Genomic DNA, 22,766 nt, shown 5'->3' with positions numbered 1-22,766 from the left:
GCGTTCACTCCTCGTAGAACGGTTCCGCGTAACGGAATTCGCCCGCGAGGTCCGGGGTGTAGGCCGACAGTGTCCGAATCTGGAAATGCGAGACCCAGTCCGGGACGCCGGGGTCGACGGCCAGCGTCGACCCGGGCACGAACCCGAACCGCGGGTAGTAGTCGAGGTGTCCGAGCAGGGCGACCAGCGGTTCGTCGAGTGCGTCCGCCGCCCCGAGGACGGCGTGCATCAGCGCGGCGCCGATCCCGTGGCCCTTGTGTTCGGGCGGCACCCCGATCGGACCGAGCGCGAGCGCGGGCCGACCGGCGACGGTGGCCCTGGTCAGGCAGACGTGGCCGCGGATCTCGCCGTCGATCTCGGCGACCAGTGACAGCGCAGGCAGCCACGCCTCGGACGCCCGCAACCTCGCGACCAGCCCGACCTCCATAGGTTCGCCCGCGGGCAGGGGCGCCCCGCCGCGGGTGGCGGCCGCAACCGGATTCCCCGCTCGGATACCGCGCTGTGCCAAGCTCTTCGGTATGCCTGACGCCCCGCTGACCCGAGACCGGGTCGCCCAGATGGTCGATCACACCCTGCTCAAGCCGGAGGCAACGCCCGCCGATGTCGACGCGCTGATCGCGGAGGCCCGCGACCTCGGCGTGTACGCCATCTGCGTGTCGCCGTCGATGCTGCCGGTGCGGGCCGAAGGGCTGGCCGTCGCCGCGGTGGCCGGCTTCCCGTCGGGCAAGCACCATTCCCTGATCAAGGGGGCGGAGGCGCGGCTCGCGGTGGAGCAGGGCGCGAGGGAGATCGACATGGTGATCGATGTGGGCGCGGCGGTCGCGGGCGACTACAACGCGGTGCTCGCGGACATCCTCACCGTGCGGGAGGGGATCGGCGACGCCACCGTGCTCAAGGTGATCCTGGAGACCGCTGCGCTGTCCGACGAGGCGATCGTCGAATGCTGCCGGGCCGCCGAACTGGCCGGGGCGAACTTCGTCAAGACCTCGACAGGCTTCCACCCAGCGGGCGGTGCCACCGCGGCCGCGGTGCGGTTGATGGCGGCCACCGTCGGCGGCACGCTCGGCGTCAAGGCGAGCGGCGGGATCAGGACCGCGGACGCCGCGCGGGAGATGATCGAGGCGGGCGCGACCAGGCTTGGCCTGTCCGGAACCCGGGCCGTGCTGGACGGGTTCGCGGCGGCCGGATAGCGCGAACCGCCACCCGGCCACCGCGAGCGCGGATCACAGCAGGGAGCAGCCGCCGCCCGTGGCCTGCGCCTCGGGGGAGGCCTCCGGCATCGTGTAGGCGCCGCCGGCCATCGACATCTGCAGTCCACCGTCGGTGATGGTCAGCGAGGTCGCCGACATCCCGAGCGGGAGCGTCTGCAGGCTGTCGCCGAGCACGTCCACGATGCCGCTGACCAGGTCGGTGGGCAGCCCGAGGCCGAGGACCGAGGCCTCAACGGTCTCGATGTCGACCTTTCCGTCCATCACCTGCGGCCGGACGGTCAGCTCCGCGAGCCCGATGACCTGGAACGACAGCGTGCCCGCGGTCGGGTCGGCGGTCACGCCGGAGACCAGCTGGCCGAAGGGCTGGGCCTGGATGGTCGCGAGGATGCCGGCGGTGGACCAGTCCACGTCTGCGGTGGAACTGCCGATGGTGCCGCCGCCCTTGTCGGTCAGCTCGATGTCGTTGACCTTCGCCGTGACGTGCATGTCCTTGGCGGGGCCGAAGCTGGAGTCGTCGCTGGTGACCGTGATGTACGGGACGTTCTTGTCGATCGCCTGCAGCAGCACCGGCTTCCAGCTCAACCCGACGTCGACCTGGGAGCCGAGCTCGCTCTCGAGCTGCTGGGCCATGCACTGCTTGACGTTGTGCCGGACGTAGAGCTCGGCCGAGATCAGGACCGCGACCAGCGCGGCGATCACGATCAGCACGATCAGCAGGGTGCGGTTGCGCTTCGGTCCGGAGTTCGCGGACCGGTACGAAGTGTTCGCGGGGGAGGCCATTGCACGGATTCTTCCCCAGAAGTCTGTGGGGGATCTGAGAACGCGCTGCGAGAATTCCCTGTGATCCATGCCACAGTCGCACGTACTGTGACGTCATGGACGACGGGGTCGTGCGGCGCCACGAGGAGCGCGAGCGGGGTCTGTTCGAGTGCGCGCTCGAACAGGCCGGGTATTTCACCGCCGGACAGGCGCGCACGCTCGGCTTTTCGCCGGGGGAGATCGGCCGCGCGCTCGGCGCGGGCGCGTGGGAACGCGTCGACAGGGACCTGTTCCGGTTGTCGCCGTGGCCGCACACCGACCTGGAGGACGTGGCAAGGCGGTGCGTCCAGTTACAGGGGGCCGTCGTCTCCCATCAGAGCGCGGCCGAGCTGTACGGCCTCGGTCACCTGCACCCGCAGTTCCTGCACGTGACCGCAGGCGCGCCCGTGCACGTCCGGACCGACCGGGTCGCGGTGCACCGCGCCGACCTGGGGCCCGCCGACTGCGAGCACACCGGTGCCTTCCTGATCACCACCCCGCTGCGGACGGTGCTCGACCTGGCCGAGAGCGGGGTCTCGCAGTGGGTGCTCGACGAGGTGGTCGGCGACGCGCTGGCCATCGGCAGGCTCGACCGGCCTGCGCTCGAGGCCGGCGCGGCGGGGCAGTCGGTCCGGGTCGAACGCCGGGTCGGCCGGGCGCTGTCCTCCTGGGCCTGACCCGGCGGGTCGATCAGAACCAGGCGTCCCGCATCTCCAGCGTGGTCCGGTCGAGCGAGGCGAGCAGCGCCAGCTGCGGGCCGGTCTTGGGCAGCTCGTACCGGAAGAAGTACCGGCCGGCCTGCCGCTTGCCGTCGTAGAAGTCGCCGGTCTTGCCCTCGCAGGCGAGCATCTGCTCGAGCCAGATCCACGCGACGACCACGTGCCCGACCGCCTCCAGATAGACCGAGCTGTTGGCCATGGCCGCTTCGACGTCGCCGGACGCGAACAGCCCCGCGGTGATCGTGCCGACCCGGCCGAGAACCTCGCCGAGCTGCTCGGCCAGCTCCGCGAGCTCGCCGTCGGTCTCCTCGGCGTCCGCGATGGTGCGCCCGATGGACTCGCTCAGCAGCCGCAGGCTGATGCCGCCCTGCTGGGTGACCTTGCGGCCCAGCAGATCCAGGCCCTGGATGCCGTGGGTGCCCTCGTGGATGGGGTTGAGCCGGTTGTCGCGGTAGTGCTGTTCCACGTCGTACTCGCGGGTGTAGCCGTACCCGCCGTGCACCTGGATCGCCAGGTTGTTCGCCTCGAGGCACCACTGCGACGGCCAGCTCTTGGCGATCGGGGTGAGGATGTCGAGCAGCAGGCCGATCCGGTTACGGGCGGCGACGGTCTCGGCGATCCGCTGCTCGTCGACCATCCGCATGCAGAACATCTCCAGCGCCAGCGCGCCCTCCACATAGGACTTCTGGGCCAGCAGCATCCGCTTGACGTCGGCGTGCTCGATGATCGGGACCGGCTTGGTGGCAGGATCTTTCGCCGTGACCGGCCTGCCCTGCTCGCGCAGCCGGGCGTAGTCGACGGACTTGAGGTAGCCGGTGTAGCCGAGCGCCGTCGCGCCGAGGCCGACCCCGATCCGGGCCTCGTTCATCATGTGGAACATGTACGACAGGCCCTTGTCGGGCTCGCCGACCAGGTATCCGACGGCGCCCGCCGCGCCGCCGGGGGTGTGGGTGCCGTCGCCGAAGTTCAGCACGGTGTTCGTGGTGCCGCGGTAGCCCATCTTGTGGTTCAGCCCGGCCAGCGTCACGTCGTTGCGTTCGCCGAGGCTGCCGTCGGACTCGACCAGCAACTTGGGCACGACGAACAGTGAGATGCCCTTGGTGCCCTCGGGCGCGCCCGGGATCTTGGCCAGCACCAGGTGGACGATGTTCTCGGCCAGATCGTGCTCGCCGCCGGAGATCCACATCTTGTTGCCGAACAGCCGGTAGCTGCCGTCGGGTTGCGCCTCGGCGCGGGTCACGATGTCGCCGAGCGAGGACCCCGCCTGCGGCTCCGACAGACACATGGTGCCGAAGAAGCGGCCCGCGACGAGCGGCTTGGCGTAGGTCTCGATCTGCTCCGGGCTGCCGTACGCGAGCAGCAGGTTCGCGTTCCCGATGGTCAGCATCGGGTAGGCGGCGGTGCCGACGTTCGCGGCCTGGAACCAGGCGAAGCAGGCTCCGGTGACCGTCGCGGGCAGCTGCAGCCCGCCTGCCTCGTACGCCATGCCCGCGCCCATCAGGTCCGCCTTCACGAACGCGTCGAGGGCCTGCTTGGCCTCCGGGATGATGGTGACCCGGGTGCCGTCGAAGCTCGGCTCCTGCTCGTCACCCTTCTTGTTGTGGGTGGCGAAGTGCCGGGTGGCCAGCTGCTCGCTGAGATCGAGCACCGCGTCGAAGGTGTCGCGGGAATGCTCCTGGTAGCGGGGGTCGTCCGTCAGCGCCTCGACGTCGAGCCATTCGTAGAGCAGGAAGTCGAGATCTCTCCGCGACAGCAGGGTCGAACGCATTCTCACAGGTCCCTTCGCAGGTGCTTCGGTCACGACAAGGCTAGATCGAAGGGGCGACCAGCGACCACGGGACCGTCAGTACGCAGTCGCGGAGCCGTCGGCGTGGGACCTCCACCGGCACGCCCTGCTGTCGCAGCAGCTGGGCGGCCGCCCGCCACCGCACCCGCGGACCGAACGGGGCGTGTGGGGCCGCCGTCGCCCACGCCAGGTCGGCTGCTTGCAGTAGCTCGTACACCGGCTCGCCCGGCACGTTGCGGTGGATCAGGGCCTTCGGCAGCCGTTCGGCGATGTCGCTCGGCCGCTCGATGTCGAACGGGTCCCAGGCGAGGGTCAGCGACAGCGGGCGGTCCGCGTCGAGCAGCACCCAGGCGCAGCGCCTGCCCAACTCGTCGCAGGTGCCGTCGATCAGCAAGCCGCCGGGCGCCAGCCCGGACTGCAGCTTGGCCCAGGCGCCTGCGACCGCGTCCTCCGGGTACTGGCGCAGCACGTTGAACGCGCGGATGAGCACGGGGTTCAGCCCGGCCAGCTCGAAGCCGCCGCGCGCGAAGCTCACGCCGTCGCGGGCCTCGACCACCCGCGCGGGATCGATCTCCAGGCCGACCACTCGGATGTCGCGGCGGACGGTGCGCAGCCGGGACGCCAGCTCGAAGGTGGTGTGGGGGCGGGCGCCGTAGCCGAGGTCGACGACCAGCGGGTCGCCGGCCGCGTGCAGCGTGTCGGCGACCGCGGCCCGGTGCATCAGCCAGCGGTCGCTGCGGCGCAGCCGGTTGATGCCGGTGGTGCCGCGGGTGATGACGCCGTCCGGTTTGCCGGAACCCGTTCGGGTTCCGCTCGGGCGGGACACGAGGTTCGGTTTTTTTACTGCTCGGCGAGCCAGTCCGCGGTGACCTGGGCCTCCGTGCGGAACAGGTCGACGAGGTTGACCAGCATCAGCTGCTCGAGCTTGCCTCCGACGAAGGGGATGAACACCTTCGCCTCGGAGGAGGTCCGCAGCGTGGAGCCGGTGTCGGTGCCGAACAGCGCCATGGTGCCGCTGAGGCTGCCGGGCCCGGCCGGGATGGAGGCCGAATAGGTCCCGGTGACCTCGTCGCCGAAGACGCTGTAGTGCTCCTTGCGGGTGATCACCATGTCCTTCTTCATCACGGTCTGCGCGATGTCGGGCAGGGTGTCCCGCGGAATGATGTGGTGGAAGACGAGGTCGATGCCGTCGTCGCCGACCTCGAAGCTCTCGACGTGATTGTCGGAGAACTTGCGGAGCTCGACCATCCGCGCTTCCCAGTAGTCCCGGTTCGTCAGCGCGGAGTACACCTTCTCGGCGGGATGGGTGTAACGGGCGGAGTAGTCGATGCGTCGAGCCATGACCCGCAGGGTACCGGCTCGGGCTCGGCGCACCGACAACACCCGCGTCAGCTGTTGGCGGTGATCCACTCCTCGACGACTTCCTGGTCCTTCGCCAGGATGCCGAGGATCTGCTCGGTCACCAGGCCCTCGATGGTGCCGCCGATCAGGCGCACGCTGACCTCGACGTCGCCCTCGACGGTCAGGGTGGAGCCCTCGGCGGTGTCGACCAGGGTCGCGGTGCCCGAGGCGTTGATCGGGATGCCGGTGGCGGTGGTGCTGAAGGTGCCCTCGGCCTTGCCGTCGGTCAGCGGGCCCCACACCTCGCCACGGGTGATGGACAGTTCGCCCTTGAGGATCTTGGAGACGACGCCCGGCAGCGCGGCCTTGTCGATGTCCTGGGCGAGGGCGACGTCGATGGTGCCCTCACCGGCGGTGAGGTGCGCGAGGGTGAGGCCCTTGTCTGCGCCCTGCTCGACGCGGTTGCGCCAGAATCCTTCGTCGGTGAGCGTGCGGTGGATCTCGGCGGCGGGGCGGGTGTAGTTGGCGGTGAACTCAATTCGGCGTGACATGCCCCGCAATTTACATTGGTATCACCCAGGTCACATCTGCCCCATCCGGATCAGCCGTTGGCGGCGATCCAGCCCTCGGTGAACCCGTGCTCGGCGTCGAGGAGTTCGACGACCTGCTCGGCGATGACGGCCTCGATCTTGCCGCCGATCAGCGGCAGCTTCACCTCGACCCGACCGTCGAGCGTGATGGCCGCGCCGGTGCCCGTGGGGGCAAGGGTGAGGGTGCCGGTGACCTCGCCGGGCAGCCCGTCGACCCGCGCGCTGAAGGTGCCGGTGGCGCGCCCGCCGTCCAGGGCGCCCCAGGTCTCGGTCCGGGTGATGATCAGGTCGCCGGGGCGGATCTTGGACACGATCGGGGGCAGGTGCTCGGCCGGGATGGCCTGCGCCATCTCCACGTCGATGGTGCCCTCGCCGGTGACGACATGACCCAGCTCGGCTCCCTCGCCGCCGACCTCGGCCAGGCGGTCGCGCCAGTACCGCTCGCTGGTCAGGGCCCGGTGCACCTGGTCGACGGGCTGCGGGTAGGACGCGGAATGCGGAATGCTGCGGGCCATGTCGGCAGGCTACCGTTTGACCCCGTGCAGGCATTGAGTGACATCGCGGCGGAGTTCGGTGCCGAGTTGAGTGAGGGCGTGCCGCTGTCGCGGTTCACCACGCTGCGGCTCGGCGGGCCCGGACGGGCGATGCTCACCTGCCGCGACACGGACGCGATCGTCGGAGTGGTGCGCGCGCTCGACGCGGCGGGCACCCCCACGCTCGTCCTCGGCGGCGGGTCCAACCTGGTGATCGCCGACGAGGGCGTCGACGCCGTCGTGGTGCGGGTGGCCAACGATGCGATCCGGCTCGGCCCCGACTCGGTGTTGGCGGAGGCGGGCGCCGTATGGGACGACGTCGTCGCGCGGACCGTCGAGGCGGGCCTCGGCGGCCTCGAGTGCCTGTCCGGGATCCCCGGGTCGGCGGGCGCGACGCCGGTGCAGAACGTCGGGGCCTACGGCGTGGAGGTCGGCACCCTGCTGCGGCGGGTGCAGCTGCTGGACCGCGCGACCGGTGAGGTGCGGTGGGTGACGCCGGACGAGCTCGGCCTCGGCTACCGGACCAGCGTGCTCAAGCACTCGGACGCGGCGCTGGCGCTGGCGCTGGAGCTGGACCTGCGCCCCGACGGACTGAGCGAGCCGCTGCGGTACCGGGAGCTGGCGCACGCCATGGGTGCCGAGGAGGGCGAACGCCGTCCGGCGGCGAAGGTCAGGGAGGTCGTCCTCGGTCTGCGTGCGGGCAAGGGCATGGTTCTCGACCCCGCCGACCACGACACCTGGAGCGCAGGCTCCTTCTTCACCAACCCGGTGCTCGCCGACGATCGGCTGCCCGCGGTGCTGACGGCCATCGCGGGGCGGCTCGGCGAGGACGTGCGGGTGCCGCAGTTCCCCGGCGACGCGGGCACCAAGCTGTCGGCCGGCTGGCTGATCGAGCGGGCCGGGTTCACCAAGGGGCACCCGGGAGCGGACGCGGCGGCGCGGCTGTCCACCAAGCACACGCTGGCCCTGACGAACCGGGGGAGCGCGTCGACCGAGGACCTGTTGGCGCTGGCCAGAGAGGTGCGGGACGGGGTGCAGGAGGCGTTCGGGGTCCGGCTCGAACCGGAGCCGGTGACCGTGGGCTGCACCATCTGACCAGGCCTTCCCCTGGCCTTTCCCAGGTCCAGCGGTCGGCGCGACGTGGGCCACATCATCTGCGCAGGTACCGTGGCCTGCGTGGTAATCCAGCGTGTTCGGACGAACAAGGTCCGCGGGTTCTCGTCGATAGCCGTGTTGCTCGCGGCGGTCGCGGTGCTCGCGGGCTGCACCATCGGCGGCGGGGGCGGTAACCCGGTGGCGGCGAGCGGGCCGGTCGCGGCGGTCACCCAGGTCCCCGCGGCGGGCGCCGAGGACGTCAGCCCGACGGCGCCGGTTTCCGTGACGGCGGCCCGCGGCACGCTGCAGGGGGTCGCGCTCACCAACGAGGCGGGCAGGCCCGTGCAGGGCGTGCTGTCCCCGGACAAGACCACCTTCACCGTCTCCGAGCCGCTCGGCTACGGCGCGCGCTACACCTGGTCCGGCGGGGCGGTCGGCTCCGACGGCAAGACCGTGCCGGTGGAGGGTTCGCTCACCACGGTGACCCCGCAGTCGACGACGTCCGCCAACACGAACATCGCGGACGGTCAGCAAGTCGGCATCGCGGCGCCGATCATCCTCAAGTTCAGCGACCACGTCGAGGACAAGGCGGCGGTGGAGAAGGCGCTGACCGTGACCACCAACCCGCCGACCCCCGGGTCGTGGGCCTGGCTGCCCGACGACAACGGGTCCCGCGCGCACTGGCGCCCGCAGAACTACTGGGCGCCCGGCACGACGGTGAACCTCGCGGCGAACCTGTACGGCGTCGACTACGGGGACGGGGCGTACGGCGCCGAGGACCTGAGCCTGAACTTCACCATCGGCCGCAGCCAGATCGTCAAGGCGGACGCCCCGAGCCACCGCATGCAGGTGGTGCGGGACGGCGCGACCGTGATGGACCTCCCGGTCAGCTACGGCGAGGGCAACGAGGACCGCAACGTGACCCGCAGCGGCGTCCACGTGGTCAGCGAGAAGCACGAGGACTTCCTCATGTCGAACCCGCCCTTCTACGAGAACGTCCGCGAGCGGTGGGCGGTGCGCATCTCCAACAACGGCGAGTTCATCCACGCCAACCCCGAGACCACCGGCGTGCAGGGCGCGGCCAACGTGACCAACGGCTGCATCAACCTCTCCCTGAGCGACGCCCAGGAGTACTTCGGCACCGCGCTGTACGGCGACCCGGTCGAGGTCACCGGGACCCGGATCCCGCTGTCCGCCGCGGACGGCGACATCTACGACTGGGCGGTCGACTGGGCCGCGTGGCAGGAGATGTCGGCGCTGCCCGCCGGTGGCGCGGCGGTTCCGGTCAGCTGACGTCGGCGCCTGGGAGCAGCTCGGCGACTACGGCTCGGATGGCCGGGCTCGCGTCGGCGCTGCGCCGCCACGCGGCCGAGACCTCGCGCATGGGCGGTGGTTGAAGGACGCGGGTGACGAGGTCGTCGCCGAGTGCGGGCCTGGCGAGGCGGGGAACCAGGGCGATGACCTCGCCCGCGGCGACCAGCGACAGCTGGGTCGCGAAGTCGTCGACGAGGTGGCGGACGTCTGGTTCACCGGGCTGGTCCGCGACCAGGCGTCGGAACCACTGGTGACACACGGTGCCGGGTGGACTGGTCACCCAGGCATGGGCGATGACGTCCGCGCTGGTCAGCGGTTGCCGGTCGGCGGCAAGCGGGTGGCTCCGGTGCATCACCAGGTCGCCGAGATCGGTGTGCAGATGCCGGTAGGTCAGCGATGACGGCAGCCGGGGCGAGAGCCCGTCGGCGTCGTGGATGATCGCCAGGTCCGCTGCGCCCGCCGCGACCGAGTGCAGCGCCTGGTCGGGGTCCTGCTCGGTGACCTGCAGGTGCAGGTCGGGCCACTCGGCTGCCAGGTCCGGCAGGTGCGGGGCCAGGAGTCCGCGGATGGCCGTGGAGAAGGCGGCCACCCGCAACACCCCGGTGGGGGTGCCGTCGGCGACGGAGCGGGCCGCTTCGGCGCAGCGTTCCAGGGACTGGAAGACCTCGGGGGCGGCGTCGAGTAGCGCCCGACCGGCCGGGGTCAGGACGACCCCGCGCCCGGCGGGCGCAAGCAGCGCGACACCGATCTGGCGTTCGAGGCGCTTGATCTGCTGGGAGACGGCCGAGGCGGTGTAGCCGAGCTCGTCCGCCGCGCTGGCGATGGTCCCGAGCACGGCGACCGATCGCAACGCGCTGAGAGACCCGACATCGATCATGAAGCCAGGCTACGCATTATTGGTAAAAAAGCATCGCTGGACCGATGGAAATGGGGTGGGCAGGATCGCCTCATGACCGATTCCCGTGAGACTGCCCAGGCGTTGTTCGGCTCGAACCTGGTCGCGATGGTGACCCCGATGCGGCCCGACGGCGCAGTCAGCGCGAAGGGGGTCGCGAGCCTGGTCGACCACCTCCTGGCCACCGGGTGCGACGGGATCGTCGTGGGCGGCACCGCGGGCGAGGTGCCCACATTGACCGAGGCCGAGATGGTCGACCTGGTGTCGGCGGTGGCCGACCGGGCCAGGGGCCGGGCACGGGTGATCGCGGGCGTCGGCACCTACGACACGGCCGCGAGCGTCGAGCGGGCGCGGCAGGCCGAGGCCGCAGGCGCCGACGCCCTGCTCGTCGTCTGTCCGTACTACTCCCGGCCGACCCAGGCCGGGGTCGTGGCCCACTGCCTGGCGGTCGCCGATGCCACCGACCTGCCTGTGATGCTCTACGACGTCCCGGCGCGGACCGGTATCTCGTTGGCGACGGACACGCTGATCGAGCTCGCCCGGCACCCGCGGATCCGGGCGGTGAAGGACGCCAAGGAGGACCTCTTCGACGCCATGACCGTCATGGCCGGCTCGTCGCTGGCCTACTACTGCGGCAGCGACGAACTCAACCTGCCCTACCTGTCGATCGGCGCCTGCGGCGTGGTCAGCGTCGTGGGCAACATCGTCGCCAACCGGAACGCGGAGCTGATCCGAGCCGTCCGGAGTGAAGACCTCGAATCCGCCCGGGACATCCAGCGGTCCCTGCTCGGCCTGACCGAGGCCGTGATGCGGACCTCGCAGGGCGCCATCATGGCCAAGGCGGCGCTGGCCGAACTGGGCATCATCCCGCACGCGACGGTCCGCATGCCCCTGCTCGAAACGCCCGCGCCGGACCTCGCGAAACTCCGAACAGCGCTCGCGGCGGTCTGATTCGAGGTGGAACCGAATCGGCCCGCGCCGCGTCTAGAAGGATGACGGGCCGAAGCTGCGGCCCTTGTGATTCGGTGGGGGTACGGGTGCGGGATCCGGGTGCGCGCGAGGAATTGCGCGCCCGCAACGAGGCGTTGCGGGTTCAGATCGACGGCATGCTGGAGGACCTGCACCGCCGGTCGGACCTGTTGTCCCGGGCGCAGTCCGAGGTCGCGGCCCTGCGGGTGGAGGCGCGGACGCCGGACGGACTGGCCACGGTCACCGTCGATTCGGCCGGAGCGGTCGTGGATGTCGACCTCGCACCGGAGGCGTTCGCGAGGTCCACGCCGTCCCGGCTGGGGGAGGCCATCGCCGCCACCGCCCGCGACGCGGCGGCGACCGCACGCCGCCGCGTGCAGGACCTGATGGCGCCGGTGTAGCAGGCCGACGTCGACCTCCCCGACCTGCCCGACCTGATCCCGGGTGCGCCGAGCCTGCGGAACCTGGTGCCGGCGGCGCCGGAGGTGGCTGTGGCCGACGGGGACTCGGAGGAATCCGGGTGGGAACCCGGAGCGTCCATCCTGCGCGGGGCCGACCAGTGAGCCGCCCGGTCTGGGTCGACCCGGACGGGCTGCGGTCCGCCGCACCGCGGTTCGAGGCGGTCGCGGACGCGCTGGACCGCACCCGGACCCAGCTGTCCGGCGCGCTGCAGGCCGAGGGCGCGAGCTGGGGCTCCGACGAGACCGGTGCGGCCTTCGCCGAGGGCTACGTGCCCGGCGCCGACTCGGCGGTGGACGGCCTGCTCAAGGTCGCCGAGGCGATGCGGGCGATCGCGGGCGCGGTCACCGAGACCGCGGACGCCTTCGACGGTTCGGATCGGGGATTCGCGGGCAGCCTCGGCGGACCGGCCTGATGGGGATCCAGATCCCGGGGTGGCTCCGTGGCGTCGCCTCGATCGCGGTGGGGGCGGACTGGCCGGCGGCCGACGAGACCTCCCTGCGCCGGTTGGCCGACGCCTGGGACTCGGCCTCGTCGGCGGTGGAACTGATCGCCCAGGACGGCGACGCCGCGATGGACAAGGCGCTGGCGGCCGTGCTCGGCGACGTCAACGCGGCCATGGCGCAGTACTGGGAGAACTTCGACGGTGCCGACGGGGCGTTCCTGTCGCTGGTCGCGCTGTGCGATCAGCTGTCCGAATCGTGCGACACCACCGCAACCGACGTCGAGTACGCGAAGCTGACGATCATCGCGGCGCTGGCGCTGCTGGCGGCCGAGCTTGCGGCGCTCGCCGCGGCGGCCATCCCGACCCTTGGCGCGAGCACCGCGGCGATCCCCGCCGCCCAGATCGCCACCCAGGTCGCGGTGCGGATGGTGGTGCGGCAACTGATCATGAAGCTGATCCAGCACGCCGCGGTGAGCGCGGCGCAGAATGTGTTGCTGGACGGCGCAATCCAGTCGTTACAGATCCTGCAGGGCAACCGGGACCGGCTGGACACCGGCAGCCTGGCGTCCGGTGCGATCGAGGGCTTCGTCGAGGGCGCGGTCTCCGGCGGGGTGAGCCGGTTCGGCTCGGGGTCACCGCTCGGGCAGATCGGCACGGAGACGATAGCCGGGGCGGCCGGGTCAGCGGCCAGCGCGGCGGCGTCGGGTCAGGGTGTGTCCTGGCAGGACCTCGCGTCGGGCGCGATCGGCGGCGGCGTCGGGGCGGCGGGCGACGGGGACACCGCCACGCGTCCCACCTCGTCGGTCGACACGCCCCGCTTTTCGCCATTGGAGACGCCCGCGAGCACGGTGCCCAGTTCGGCCGACGCCGCGCCGCGCCCGGGTTCGGTCGCGGATGCGGCGTCGGCGGGGCCGGCCCCGCGCACCGGCGGATTGAACATGGGGATCACGGAACCGACGGCGGGCGGCGGGGTGGGATCCACTGCGACATCGCCCACGGCGAGGCCGGGTGGGTTGAACATGGGCACCGCCGTTCAGCAGTCGACAGAGGTAAGTCCGCATTCCGCATCGCCGGCCGGTCATGGACAGCCTCCATTCGACACGTCCGATGGACTGGACTCGCTGTCGGAAGATGCGGGGTTCGACGGTAGAAGCCCCACAGATCCTGAGCCTGCATTCGAGAGCTATCCACTTCCAGTCCAATAGATCACCGCCCCAGATGACTATCTGGAATCGACCACGGGACATCCGCCCGCGGGGGTGATCGAGGCCGGAGAAGCCACCCTCGGTAATCATCCCCTGCTGCATTTGATCGATTCGAGTGAAATCGAGGCGGTTCATTCGCGGCAGGATCTCCAAGACCTGGTCCTCGAGAACCGGGGACTACTGCAGTCGGATCCGCACGTTCAGGAATTGATCCCTGAGGACTGGAATCCATACGGCTCGTTGTTAACCCGGGATCAATGGCTTGAGGCGCACTGGCCCGGAGATGAGGATCATCCGCCAGGAACAAGGATAGACGCGTGGGGTACGCCGATGGTCGAGGGATGGCCGGATCCCGGCCTCCACCCCGATGGGTTTGAGTCACCCGATGAGAGGCGTCCGGTCGTCCTCCAACCCGGCGAGACGATGGACAGATTTGGGTCGCCATACGGGCGGTTCGCTTCGCCGCCGGGCGTGCCGTTTCCGGAGCGAGGCCTTCCCTTTACCTCGCTCGACCAGGGCTATCATCAGTATCAGGTTGTTCGGCCAATTCCGGTGTTCATGGGCCGGATCGCCGAAGCGATGGCGCAACCGGGTGGTGGAATCCAGTACCACACAACTCATTCGATCGTGGATCTGATCAACGCGGGTTACTTGAGAGAGGTAGTAAGTGAAGAGTTCTGAATTGATCGAAGCGCTCGAGTTGGCCGGTATACGTGTTCCGGTGGTGGTCAATGGGATGACCCATGACTCTTTCTCGGTTTCCGAAACGCCCGCCGGTCAGTGGGAAGTGTTCTACAGCGAACGCGGATCAAAGTATGACCGGAAGGTCTTCAATTCAGAGCACGATGCATGCCTGTACTTCTTCGATTCCCACGGCGGAGTGGATGCCGCAATATCCAGGCTGCGTGCTCTTTCCAAGCCTGATGCATTGTGACGAGAGGTTCGATTGCTTCCGACGAGACGGAGATTCGCGCGGGGGACCGCATGATTTCGTCTGAGCGGCGGCTGGTTGATCACGTGTGCTGACACGAGCAGGCGGTCGCCGATTTTGGGGCAGTTCGGGGAACTGGTGGGGGTAGAACGCCATACCGCAGTAGTGGTCGGACCAGTTTGGCCGTGCTGCCGGGTTTCGGTACGGATTTTCCCAGTAGACCACGGAACCGATTCGCTCCGTGGTGCGTCTATTCCAGGTAAGCCGTGAGAACTGGGCCGGGTGGGAAGTATCGCGCACACGGGGGTGGACGCGGGCTGCGAATGTGCGGCCTGCGGCGCATTGATACCCCTCGGGCCGGATTCGGAACGGTGGCCGGCGGGGCAGCTATGGAGGGGTGAGCTGCCTCGCCGGGTTTGTCGTGATCCGGATGGAACGGATGGGTGCGGTGCTGCGTCTATCTAGGGAGGACCGGTATCGGTCGGGACCAGTGGGGGAGTGTCGGTGCGGAAGAGGTTCGGGAGCCAGGTCGCCGTTGGCGCGGCCTGTGGTGCGTTGACCACGATGTTCAGCACGGCGAGGGGGATCTGAGATGTCGATTTTGCCGAGCCTGGACGAGCTGAAGGGGTCGATGGGCGACCTGGCAACGGGTGCCCTGGACGACCTGAGCGATCTGGCGCGCGACCCCGGAAACAAGATCATCGATGTGGTGTCCGGCTACGACATCGACGAGCGCGACCGCGTCGAGGATCGGCAGGAGGCCGGCAACACCGAGCGCTCCGAGCTCTACAGCCGGCAGGACGGTCTCAAGGCTGAGTTCGGTGGTGGCTACGAACCGCCGTCTGTGGTGCCCGACAGCTTCGATTCGATGTCGCACGAGGCCATCAAGTCCGCCGTCGACGCGATGAGTGCGGATCCGATCCGGGCGAGCGCCGAGGGCTGGGCGAAGATCGGATCCTCGCTCGGTGAGGGCCTCGCCGAGTTCAAGGACTTCATCTCGAAGGAGATCGACGGCAAGTGGGAGGGCGTCGCCGCCGAGGCCGCGGTGACGGCCACGGCGGCCTATGTCGCCGATTCCGACAAGCTGGCGGTGGCGGGCCAGCTGGTGGGGACCAAGGTGGCCGAGGCGGCGACCGGGATCTCGCAGGTCAAGGCGACCATGCCCGCCGTGGAGGCCATCTCCGCGCTCGAGTCACTCGTCAACGTCGCGCTGCCCTCGGTCGGGATGGTCAAGCAGCTGGTGCACGGCAAGGACGAGGCCCGCCAGCAGGCGATCCAGATCATGAAGACCGTATACACGCCGGTGATGCAGCAGGCCGACACCAACGTCCCGATCCTCCCGAAGCCAAAGAACGTGATAGACCGTGAGGGCGACGGCACGTTCTCGCCGCGCAGCGAAACGAACACCGGGGGACCGTCCGGCTACAACCCCTCCGGCTACACCGGACCGGGGGATGCCCCGGTCCCCCCGACGCGGCAGGGAGTCGGGAACGATCCGGCGCCCGGATCGCCAGGAGCCGACCCCTTCGACCCGAACGCGGGCGCGAACCCGCTGTCGCCGGACGGCGCCGCCTCCGGCACCGACGGCTCGAATTCGCCCTTCGCGCAGACCGATCCGTCCTCTGCATGGACCGCTCCCGCGGCCGCAGGCGGTGCCGACGGGACCGGTAGCGGGCTCGGTTCCGGCACAGGTACCGGCAGCGGCACCGGATCCGGAGGCCACGGCGCGTCGGGCTCCGGCTCGGGGCTCGGCGCGGGTGCCGGGTCCGGCGCGTCCTACGGCGCGGGCGCGGGCGGAGGCCTTGGCGCGACCGGCGGGCTGGGTGGCTCCTCGCGTGGCCTCGGCGGCGGGATGGGCGTGCCGGGCGCGGCCGGTGGTGCGGCGGGCGCGGGTGGAGCCGGCGGTGGCACGGCGGGCGCCGCGGGCCGTCCTGGCGCGATGGGCGGCGGCATGGCGCCGGGTGGCGCCCGCGCCAACGGCGATGACGACACCGAGCACAAGACGCCCAGCTACCTCGTCAACGTCGACAACGGCAACGAACTGGTGGGCAGGCTCCCGAAGGTCGCGCCGCCGGTCATCGGCGGATGAGCGACGGTCGGTGGCGCCTGACCGCCCTCGAGTTCACGGTTCTGTGGGAGCGATTCGGCCGGGACCGCCTGCCCTACCCGTTCCAGTTCCGCGGCACCGCGGCCACGGAAGACGAGTTCCGGGCGGACCGGCGGGCGGCCGCGCAGAGCGTCGTCCCGATGCTCGACGAGCGCCTGTACGAGGCGTTGGTCGCGCTGGCCGAGCCGGTGGTCCGGATCGAGCTGTGCGGGTTTCGCGGCGCCGGGCTCGAGTCGATGATCAGGATGCACGCCGGTATCGGGCAGTCCGTCGCGGCCGTGGCCGTTCAGCTGCCGGGGCCTGACCTGCACGCGGGCGCCGACGTCCTGCTGGCATCCGCTCCCGTCGCGCAGGTGGGAACATTTGTGGCCCAATCGATCCCGGCCGTAGCCGCGGGTCGGCGTCGGGGCGTGTCGGTGCCCCGGTCGGTGGCGCCTGCGAGCGGCTCCCTCATGCAGTCGGCCAGCCGGGCACGCGGGAACGAGGAACGGGACGAGTTCTTCCGGCGCCCGCGCACGGGGCTGGGCGAGATCACGGTCTTCGCGGGCCCCGCCTACGACAACCGGCCGACCGGCGACGGACAGGGCTTCCACTGGATGGACTTCGCCGACGACGGGCGCTACCTCGTGCGGGGTTCCGACATCGTGAGCGCACTGCCCGCCCGCGGTGAGGACATCGCCGCCGAGGTGCAGCGGCTCGTCGGCGTCGCGCGCTCAGGGGCCGTCGGCCGATGAGACAGGTACGGCGCGAACAGGACCGGACCGAGACGGCCGTCGCGTCGCCGAGCTTCCGGGACCAGTTCATCTGCCTCGAACTGCGCTTCTCGCTGGGAATCGAGGAGACCACCGGGCGCCACTACCTGGCCATTCCCGCGGCCAACGGGGTCGCGGAGGCGGAGGAGTTCTACGAGATCGACGGGCCGACGCACGAGCGCTTCGCCGCCGACCCGGGCTCGGCGGCCGAGTTCGTCCGCCGCTGCCGGAACCGGGAGCTGGACGCCCTGCTGATCCTCGACCCGGGGCCGGGCCGCGGCGCCTGAGCTCACCAGCGGTTGCGGACCTCCTCCGCGAACCCGAGCAGGTTCGCGATCTCGATCGTGCTGCCGTCGTCGAGGACGACGTGACCACTGAATCGCCCGAACACCTGGTGCTGGATGGAGCGCAGGACCAAGAGATCGGTGCTGGCCGCCCGGTCGAGGATCGGCTCGAACGTCATCTCGAACCGGCGGTCGTTGCTGGTGAAGGTCCACGGTGCGCCGTCGAACGTGCCCGCCGGGAGGTGGAAGGTCACCTGGTCCAGCTTGTGCGCGCGACCGTCGACGAACACCATGTTCTCGGTGGCCGCGGAGGTGTCGCCGAAACCGTGACCGATGTTGAACCCGAACGGCTTTCCGCCGACGAGCCCGGACGCCGAGCCCCAGTACCAGGTGTTGTTGTAGGTCCAGACGCCGCGGCCCCAGTCGAACACGCCGAACGCCGACCCGGGGTCGAACGCGAACGAGTGCCCGCCGACCACGACCTCACCGCTCGCGGGAAGGCAAGTGATCTTCTGGTTGTAGTAGAAGGCCTTGGGGGCCTTGCGGAACGGCGTGGCGACAACCATCCGATCCATGGTGGGCTGGGACAGCAGGAGCTCACCGCTCAGCCCGCGCCCGCCGTCGAACCCCGGGTGATCGATCGCGAGCAACCGGCCACCCTCGGTGTGCCGGAACGAGATCCGCAGACCCTTGTGTGAGGCCAGCACGTCGCCGGCATCGGCGCTTGCGGGCAACGCCATCGAGCCCATCGGGAAGGGCAGCATCACGTTCTCGGTCACCTCGGCGCGCGCCCCGAGATCGAGCCACGAGACCCCGAGCAGGCCCATGTAGCCGTTGTCCGCGACCGTCAGCGCGAGACCGACGTCCTGCGTGAGCACGCAGTAGTAGTCCCACTCCTTGATCCGGAACCGGGGTGCGGCGACGGCTGCCCGGTCGTACCGGCGGACCTCGGACGTGGACCAGCCCGCCTCGGCGAGCCGGCCACGCTCGTCGAGCAGCGGGCCCGCGGTCAGCCGGTGCTGCACGCCTAGGTCCGCGAGAAGCGTCCGGGGCCGGCCTGATCGCGCGGTTTGATGATGATCTGGTCGAGGTTCACGTGCGAGGGGCGGGACGCGACGAACCCGATCACCTCGGCCACGTCCGCGGCGACCAGGGGCGTGATGCCCTCGTAGACCTTCTTGGCGCGGTCCTCGTCGCCGTGGAAGCGCACCAGGGAGAACTCGGTCTCCACTGCGCCGGGGGCGATCTCGGTGAGCCGCACGGGCTGGCCGAGCAGCTCGCCGCGCAGCGTCCGGTGCAGCACCGCCTGGGCGTGCTTGGCCGAGGTGTAGCCGGATCCGTTGTCGTAGGCCTCGAACGCGGCGACCGAGGTGATGGTGACGATGAGCCCGTCGCCGGAGGCGATCAGCTTCGGCAGCAGGGCCTTGGTGATCTTCAGGGTGCCGAGGACGTTGGTCTCCCACATCCACCGCCAGTCGTCCAGGTCCGCCTCGAGGACCGGGGCCAGGCCCTTGGCGCCGCCCGCGTTGTTGACCAGGACGTCGACCCTCGGCAGCACCGCGGCGAAGGCGTCCACCGAGTCCTCGTCGGTGACATCGAGTTCGAGCGCGGTGCCGCCGATGTCCTCGGCCAGCTTCTCGAGGCGGTCGATCCGCCGCGCGCCGACAACCACGTGAAACCCCTGCGCGGCGAGCGTGCGCGCGGTGGCCTCACCGATTCCGGAGCTCGCTCCCGTGACGACGGCGACTTGTGCATCAGGCGAGATGGTCATGGGCTCAGCCTAGGCGCCTGCGGCGCCCGTGCGCGGTTGGCGGGTCCCTGGACTCGTCAACCGCGCACGGGCAGCGGAGCTGCCTAATCGGCGGCGTACTCGGCCTCGCGTTCGATCCGCTCGATGGCCCCGCCCGGCACCTGGACGGGGCCAGGTGTGTACGTGACCGCACGCAGTGCGCCGGTGTACCGGAAGGGGCCGCGCCGCTGCCGCAGATCCCAGGACACCGGGCCGTGGGCGTCCACCCCGACCGAGATGCCGGTCCAGGGGGCCATGCCGACCAGCTGCACCTGCCCGAGCAGCTCCCCGGCGGCGACGCCGTCGACCAGGACGGTGAAGTCCCAGCGGAGCCGCGGGGCGACCGTCGCGGAGACCTCGAGCCTGCTGGCGCCCACGGGCACCGGACCGGCGTCGACGGAGGTGTACCGGCCGTAGCTGTTCAGCCCGAACACCAGGTGCCCGTCTTCGATGTACAGCAGGTAGCCGCCCTGTGGGTCGCCGTGCGCCACCAGGACGCCCTCGTCGCCCCGCGCGAATCCGGATCCACCCAACTCGGCGGCGATCTCGAAGTCGCGGAAGGCGATCAGCTTCGAGGACCGATAGCGCTCCAGGGGCGGGGTGCCCGCCAGGATCCGGACCGGCCGCGACAACGCCTGCTCGGCCGGCCTGCGGACGGCGAGGGCGCCGCCGCTCAGCAAGGGGAACACCGTGTTCGCCCAGGCCGCCTCGTCCCATGCCGCGGCCAACTCGTCGACCTTCTCCGGCAGCCGGTCCGCCAGGTCGTGGAGTTCGGTCGGGTCGGTCCGAACGTCGAACAGCTGCCAGCGGGGGGCGTCCACGTCCGGGCCGGGGTGCAGGGCGAGCAGTTTCCAGCCGTCGCGGTAGTAGCCGCGGTTGCCGGTCATCTCGGTGTACTGCTCGGTGTGCGAGGACGGGACGGTCCCGTCTCGCAGCACCGCGGAGGCATCCACCCCGTCGAACTCCTTGGCCGGTAGTCCGCCCCGCACGGTCGGGGGGTCGATGCCGACGAGCCCGAGCAGGGTCGGCGCAAGGTCGGTGACGTAGGTGAACTGCTCGCGGATTCCGGTGTCGCCGTCCTGCTTTCGCAGTCCGTTTGGCCACGACAGTACGAACGGCACCCGGACGCCGCCGGCGAAGGACTGTCCCTTGTAGAAGCGGAACGGGGTGTTCGACGCCTGGCCCCAGCCCCGCGGATAGTGCACGCCGAGCTTCGCGGTCCCGATCAGTTCCTCGTCGTGCGGCACGTCGCCCACCCAGTCCGGGTCGGTGACGTGGGCGAACTGGGAGAAGTAAGACCGGGTGCCCTCGGGCCCGCCCTCCGCGGTGCCGCCGTTGTCGGAGGTGAACACCACGATGGTGTTGTCGAGTTCACCGAGTTGCTCGATGGTGTCGAGGACCCGCCCGACACTCTGATCGACGCTGTCGACCATGCCCGCGTACACCTCCATATAGCGGGCGAAGCGGCGCTGCTGCTCAGGCGTCAGCGAGTCCCATTTGGGCACATCGAATCCGGCCTCGGAGTTGCGCGGCGCCCGCTCGGTCCCCGGAGGGAACAGTCCCTGCGCGAGCTGCGCCGCGAAGCGGCTCTCCCGGAGCGCATCCCAGCCCTCGGCGTAGCGGCCGCGGTACTTCGCGACGTCCGCGGGCTTGGCCTGGAGTGGTCCGTGCATGGCCACATGTGCGAAGTAGAGGAAGAACGGCTTGTCGGCATCGTGGGCGCGCAGGTCCTTGAGGTAGCCGATCGCCTTGTCCGTCAGATCGTCAGTGAGGTAATAGTTCTCGGGGTACTCGTCCACGTCGACGGCGGAGTTGTCCGAGACCAGCTGGTTGGGATAGTAGAAGGAATTGAGGCCCTCAAGAGACCCGTAGTAGCGATCGAACCCGCGCTGGGTCGGCCAGGAATCGCGATTCGCGCCGGGGCGCAGGTTGGCGTCGCGCACCAGGTGCCACTTGCCGACGGCGTAGGTGGCGTAGCCGCTTGCCCGCAGGATCTCGGGCAAGGTGAGCACGTCGTCGGCCAGTTCGAGGCGCAGGCCCGGGTAACCGGGATCGGCATTGGCGACGAAGCCGTAGCCGGCTCGGTGCGGATTGAGCCCGGTGAGCAGCGCCGCGCGCGACGGTGAGCACAGCGGGGTGGTGTGGTAGTTCGTCAGCCGCACGCCCGAGGCGGCGAGGCGATCGAGGTTGGGCGTGTCGATCTCGGAGCCGAAGGGCCCGATGTCGCTGTAGCCCATGTCATCGATCAACACGACGACGACATTCGGTGAACCCGGGGCGGCCGAGGGGACGGGCGCCCAGGACGGGGTGGAGTCGTCGGTGGTCCGGCCGATCCGGCCGGCGAACCCCTCGTAGCCCCTGGCGTGCGGCGGGACGGTCATCAGCTCGCGACCCGCACCGGCTGGTCGATGGTCGAGTAGTGCGAGGCGTCGCCGGTGACGATGCGGCTGCGCTCGCCGTGGGTGTTGACCGGGACATCGCCTGCGAGGGTGATCCGGGTGAGGCGACGGCGCTGCCCGTCGTAATCGCCGACGGCGTAGTGCTGGGTGGCGCGGTTGTCCCAGATCGCGACGTCGCCGTCCTCCCAGTTCCATCGGGTGGTGTTCTCGAGCTTCGTGACGCGCGCCTGCAGCAACTGGAACAGCGCCTGCGACTCGGCGGGCCCGAAGCCGACGAAGCCCTTGACGAAGTGGCCGAGGAGCAGCGAGCGCTCACCGGTCTCCGGGTGCACGCGCACGACCGGGTGCTGGGTCTCGTAGTAGGTGGACTGGAACTCCCGGATGTACTCCTCACCCTTGCCGTCGACGGTCGCGGCGGTGCTCGCGGCGTAGTCGAAGAGATTGGTGTGTGTCGCCCACAGGTTCTCCACCAGGGCCTTGAGCGGTTCGGGCAGGGTGTCGTAGGCCGCGACGGTGGACGCCCAGGTGGTCGAGCCGCCATAGGAGGGCAACACCTCGGCCCGCAGGATCGAGGCCTTCGGGATGCGGTCGACGAAGGTGACGTCGGTGTGCCAGCTGCTGGCGCTGCCGTACTCGGAGTCGATCGGCAGCACCCGCTCACCGCGGGAGGTGACGGTGGGGTGCGCGGTGGTCGGCTCACCGAGCAGCTGGGCGAACGCGTACTGGGAGTCCTCGTCGAGGTGCTGCTGGCCGCGGAAGAAGATCACCTTGTGCTCGAGCAGGGCATGCCGGATCAGTGAGACGGTCGCCGGATCGAGGTCGCCGCCGAGGGTGACGCCGTCGACGCGGGCGCCGATGTGGGCGCCGAGCTTTGCGACGGAGGCTCCCGTCGCGGTCGTTTGGGTTTCGAAATCGATTGACATGATTGGCCTTTCGTAGTCTGACGGGACTCGCTGTGGTACCTGTGCCAGGCAACCAGCGATGCCTGCGGTGGCCAAGGGTTTCCGTCATGCTGATCGCAACCGTGTTCCGGATCGTCGCCCCGACGGGTATTTCCCCTCGGCTGGTGGAGAATTCGGCGAGGTGTTAGCTTGACGCCATGAACTCCGGCAGGCCTCACCCCATGCGGGTCACCTATGTGACC

25 protein-coding genes are annotated in these 22,766 nt (G+C 70.1%); 13 read left to right on the top strand and 12 right to left on the bottom strand.

Going from position 1 to position 22,766, the window contains the following annotated elements; genetic code table 11:
• Positions 1-4: 4 nt before the first annotated feature.
• Positions 5-427, bottom strand: coding sequence for a GNAT family N-acetyltransferase (locus tag ABIC28_RS15300; RefSeq protein ID WP_269588664.1), 423 nt, complete (start codon positions 425-427; stop codon positions 5-7).
• A gap of 91 nt (positions 428-518) precedes the next feature.
• Between ABIC28_RS15300 and deoC the strand changes: the two genes are divergently transcribed.
• Positions 519-1,190, top strand: coding sequence for a deoxyribose-phosphate aldolase (deoC, locus tag ABIC28_RS15295; protein ID WP_269588546.1), 672 nt, complete (start codon positions 519-521; stop codon positions 1,188-1,190).
• A 33-nt stretch (positions 1,191-1,223) separates the two neighbouring features.
• Here the strand turns inward: deoC and ABIC28_RS15290 are convergent, their stop codons facing one another.
• Positions 1,224-1,991: an LmeA family phospholipid-binding protein gene (locus ABIC28_RS15290; protein ID WP_354579656.1), complete on the bottom strand. Its 768-nt coding sequence runs from the start codon at positions 1,989-1,991 to the stop codon at positions 1,224-1,226.
• Between the two features lie 95 nt (positions 1,992-2,086).
• Between ABIC28_RS15290 and ABIC28_RS15285 the strand changes: the two genes are divergently transcribed.
• Entirely contained in the window at positions 2,087-2,686 is a 600-nt protein-coding gene (locus ABIC28_RS15285; protein WP_269588548.1) for a type IV toxin-antitoxin system AbiEi family antitoxin domain-containing protein, read from the top strand.
• Positions 2,687-2,699: 13 nt separating this feature from the next.
• On the opposite strand, the gene ABIC28_RS15280 is transcribed toward ABIC28_RS15285, so the two are convergent.
• The 5 genes from ABIC28_RS15280 to ABIC28_RS15260 are packed head-to-tail and all read right to left on the bottom strand — an operon-like array spanning position 2,700 to position 6,960.
• The gene (locus ABIC28_RS15280; RefSeq protein ID WP_269588549.1) at positions 2,700-4,496 is read right to left on the bottom strand and encodes an acyl-CoA dehydrogenase; all 1,797 of its coding nucleotides are present in this window, start codon (positions 4,494-4,496) and stop codon (positions 2,700-2,702) included.
• 40 nt (positions 4,497-4,536) lie between these two features.
• The gene (locus tag ABIC28_RS15275) at positions 4,537-5,340 is read right to left on the bottom strand and encodes a class I SAM-dependent methyltransferase (RefSeq protein ID WP_354579653.1); all 804 of its coding nucleotides are present in this window, start codon (positions 5,338-5,340) and stop codon (positions 4,537-4,539) included.
• Between the two features lie 14 nt (positions 5,341-5,354).
• Positions 5,355-5,855, bottom strand: a complete 501-nt coding sequence (locus ABIC28_RS15270; RefSeq protein ID WP_077040616.1) for a DUF2505 domain-containing protein — start codon at positions 5,853-5,855, stop codon at positions 5,355-5,357.
• Between the two features lie 47 nt (positions 5,856-5,902).
• Positions 5,903-6,406, bottom strand: coding sequence for a DUF2505 domain-containing protein (locus ABIC28_RS15265; protein ID WP_354579649.1), 504 nt, complete (start codon positions 6,404-6,406; stop codon positions 5,903-5,905).
• A 50-nt stretch (positions 6,407-6,456) separates the two neighbouring features.
• A complete protein-coding gene (locus ABIC28_RS15260) occupies positions 6,457-6,960 on the bottom strand; it encodes a DUF2505 domain-containing protein (protein ID WP_097210226.1) in 504 nt (167 codons plus the stop codon).
• A 24-nt stretch (positions 6,961-6,984) separates the two neighbouring features.
• Here ABIC28_RS15260 and ABIC28_RS15255 point away from each other — a divergent pair, with 24 nt between their 5' ends.
• Both ABIC28_RS15255 and ABIC28_RS15250 read left to right on the top strand, forming a co-directional pair.
• Positions 6,985-8,073, top strand: coding sequence for a UDP-N-acetylmuramate dehydrogenase (locus ABIC28_RS15255; protein WP_269588550.1), 1,089 nt, complete (start codon positions 6,985-6,987; stop codon positions 8,071-8,073).
• A 129-nt stretch (positions 8,074-8,202) separates the two neighbouring features.
• Positions 8,203-9,366 (top strand): L,D-transpeptidase, encoded by a 1,164-nt coding sequence (locus ABIC28_RS15250; protein ID WP_374102925.1) that lies wholly within the window; start codon positions 8,203-8,205, stop codon positions 9,364-9,366.
• Here the strand turns inward: ABIC28_RS15250 and ABIC28_RS15245 are convergent.
• Positions 9,359-10,264 carry a LysR family transcriptional regulator gene (locus ABIC28_RS15245; RefSeq protein ID WP_097210228.1) on the bottom strand — a complete coding sequence of 302 codons (906 nt, stop codon included), beginning with the start codon at positions 10,262-10,264 and terminating at the stop codon, positions 9,359-9,361. The genes ABIC28_RS15250 and ABIC28_RS15245 overlap by 8 nt on opposite strands.
• Positions 10,265-10,336: 72 nt before the next feature.
• Here ABIC28_RS15245 and dapA point away from each other — a divergent pair, with 72 nt between their 5' ends.
• From dapA to ABIC28_RS15200, 9 genes are all read left to right on the top strand, one after another.
• Positions 10,337-11,233: a 4-hydroxy-tetrahydrodipicolinate synthase gene (dapA, locus tag ABIC28_RS15240; RefSeq protein WP_209928586.1), complete on the top strand. Its 897-nt coding sequence runs from the start codon at positions 10,337-10,339 to the stop codon at positions 11,231-11,233.
• Positions 11,234-11,319: 86 nt separating this feature from the next.
• Positions 11,320-11,652, top strand: coding sequence for a YbaB/EbfC family nucleoid-associated protein (locus tag ABIC28_RS15235; RefSeq protein WP_354579646.1), 333 nt, complete (start codon positions 11,320-11,322; stop codon positions 11,650-11,652).
• 158 nt (positions 11,653-11,810) lie between these two features.
• Positions 11,811-12,125: a WXG100 family type VII secretion target gene (locus tag ABIC28_RS15230; RefSeq protein ID WP_077040619.1), complete on the top strand. Its 315-nt coding sequence runs from the start codon at positions 11,811-11,813 to the stop codon at positions 12,123-12,125.
• Entirely contained in the window at positions 12,125-13,360 is a 1,236-nt protein-coding gene (locus tag ABIC28_RS15225; RefSeq protein WP_354579644.1) for a WXG100-like domain-containing protein, read from the top strand. Before ABIC28_RS15230 ends, ABIC28_RS15225 begins: the two co-directional genes overlap by 1 nt.
• A gap of 54 nt (positions 13,361-13,414) precedes the next feature.
• Positions 13,415-14,041, top strand: a complete 627-nt coding sequence (locus ABIC28_RS15220) for a TNT domain-containing protein (protein WP_354579642.1) — start codon at positions 13,415-13,417, stop codon at positions 14,039-14,041.
• A gap of 1 nt (position 14,042) precedes the next feature.
• On the top strand, positions 14,043-14,294 hold the full coding sequence (locus tag ABIC28_RS15215) for a hypothetical protein (protein WP_146179112.1): 252 nt from the start codon (positions 14,043-14,045) through the stop codon (positions 14,292-14,294).
• Positions 14,295-14,883: 589 nt separating this feature from the next.
• On the top strand, positions 14,884-16,380 hold the full coding sequence (locus ABIC28_RS15210; protein ID WP_209928590.1) for a PPE domain-containing protein: 1,497 nt from the start codon (positions 14,884-14,886) through the stop codon (positions 16,378-16,380).
• On the top strand, positions 16,377-17,132 hold the full coding sequence (locus ABIC28_RS15205; protein WP_097210233.1) for an ESX secretion-associated protein EspG: 756 nt from the start codon (positions 16,377-16,379) through the stop codon (positions 17,130-17,132). Before ABIC28_RS15210 ends, ABIC28_RS15205 begins: the two co-directional genes overlap by 4 nt.
• Positions 17,129-17,437 carry a hypothetical protein gene (locus ABIC28_RS15200; RefSeq protein WP_097210234.1) on the top strand — a complete coding sequence of 103 codons (309 nt, stop codon included), beginning with the start codon at positions 17,129-17,131 and terminating at the stop codon, positions 17,435-17,437. The genes ABIC28_RS15205 and ABIC28_RS15200 overlap by 4 nt, the downstream gene beginning before the upstream one ends.
• A 2-nt stretch (positions 17,438-17,439) precedes the next feature.
• On the opposite strand, the gene ABIC28_RS15195 is transcribed toward ABIC28_RS15200, so the two are convergent.
• From ABIC28_RS15195 to ABIC28_RS15180, 4 genes are all read right to left on the bottom strand, one after another.
• On the bottom strand, positions 17,440-18,459 hold the full coding sequence (locus ABIC28_RS15195; protein ID WP_354579638.1) for a DUF2804 domain-containing protein: 1,020 nt from the start codon (positions 18,457-18,459) through the stop codon (positions 17,440-17,442).
• 2 nt (positions 18,460-18,461) lie between these two features.
• Entirely contained in the window at positions 18,462-19,205 is a 744-nt protein-coding gene (locus tag ABIC28_RS15190) for an SDR family NAD(P)-dependent oxidoreductase (protein WP_097210236.1), read from the bottom strand.
• Positions 19,206-19,288: 83 nt separating this feature from the next.
• Positions 19,289-21,604: an arylsulfatase gene (locus ABIC28_RS15185; RefSeq protein WP_354579636.1), complete on the bottom strand. Its 2,316-nt coding sequence runs from the start codon at positions 21,602-21,604 to the stop codon at positions 19,289-19,291.
• The gene (locus tag ABIC28_RS15180) at positions 21,604-22,545 is read right to left on the bottom strand and encodes a TauD/TfdA dioxygenase family protein (RefSeq protein ID WP_209928596.1); all 942 of its coding nucleotides are present in this window, start codon (positions 22,543-22,545) and stop codon (positions 21,604-21,606) included. Before ABIC28_RS15180 ends, ABIC28_RS15185 begins: the two co-directional genes overlap by 1 nt.
• Positions 22,546-22,766 lie beyond the last annotated feature (221 nt).

It is taken from the genome of Rhodococcus sp. PvR044 (genome assembly GCF_040548995.1).
GTDB classification, from domain to species: domain Bacteria; phylum Actinomycetota; class Actinomycetes; order Mycobacteriales; family Mycobacteriaceae; genus Rhodococcus_G; species Rhodococcus_G oryzae.
This window is presented reverse-complemented; position numbering and strand designations above follow the sequence as displayed.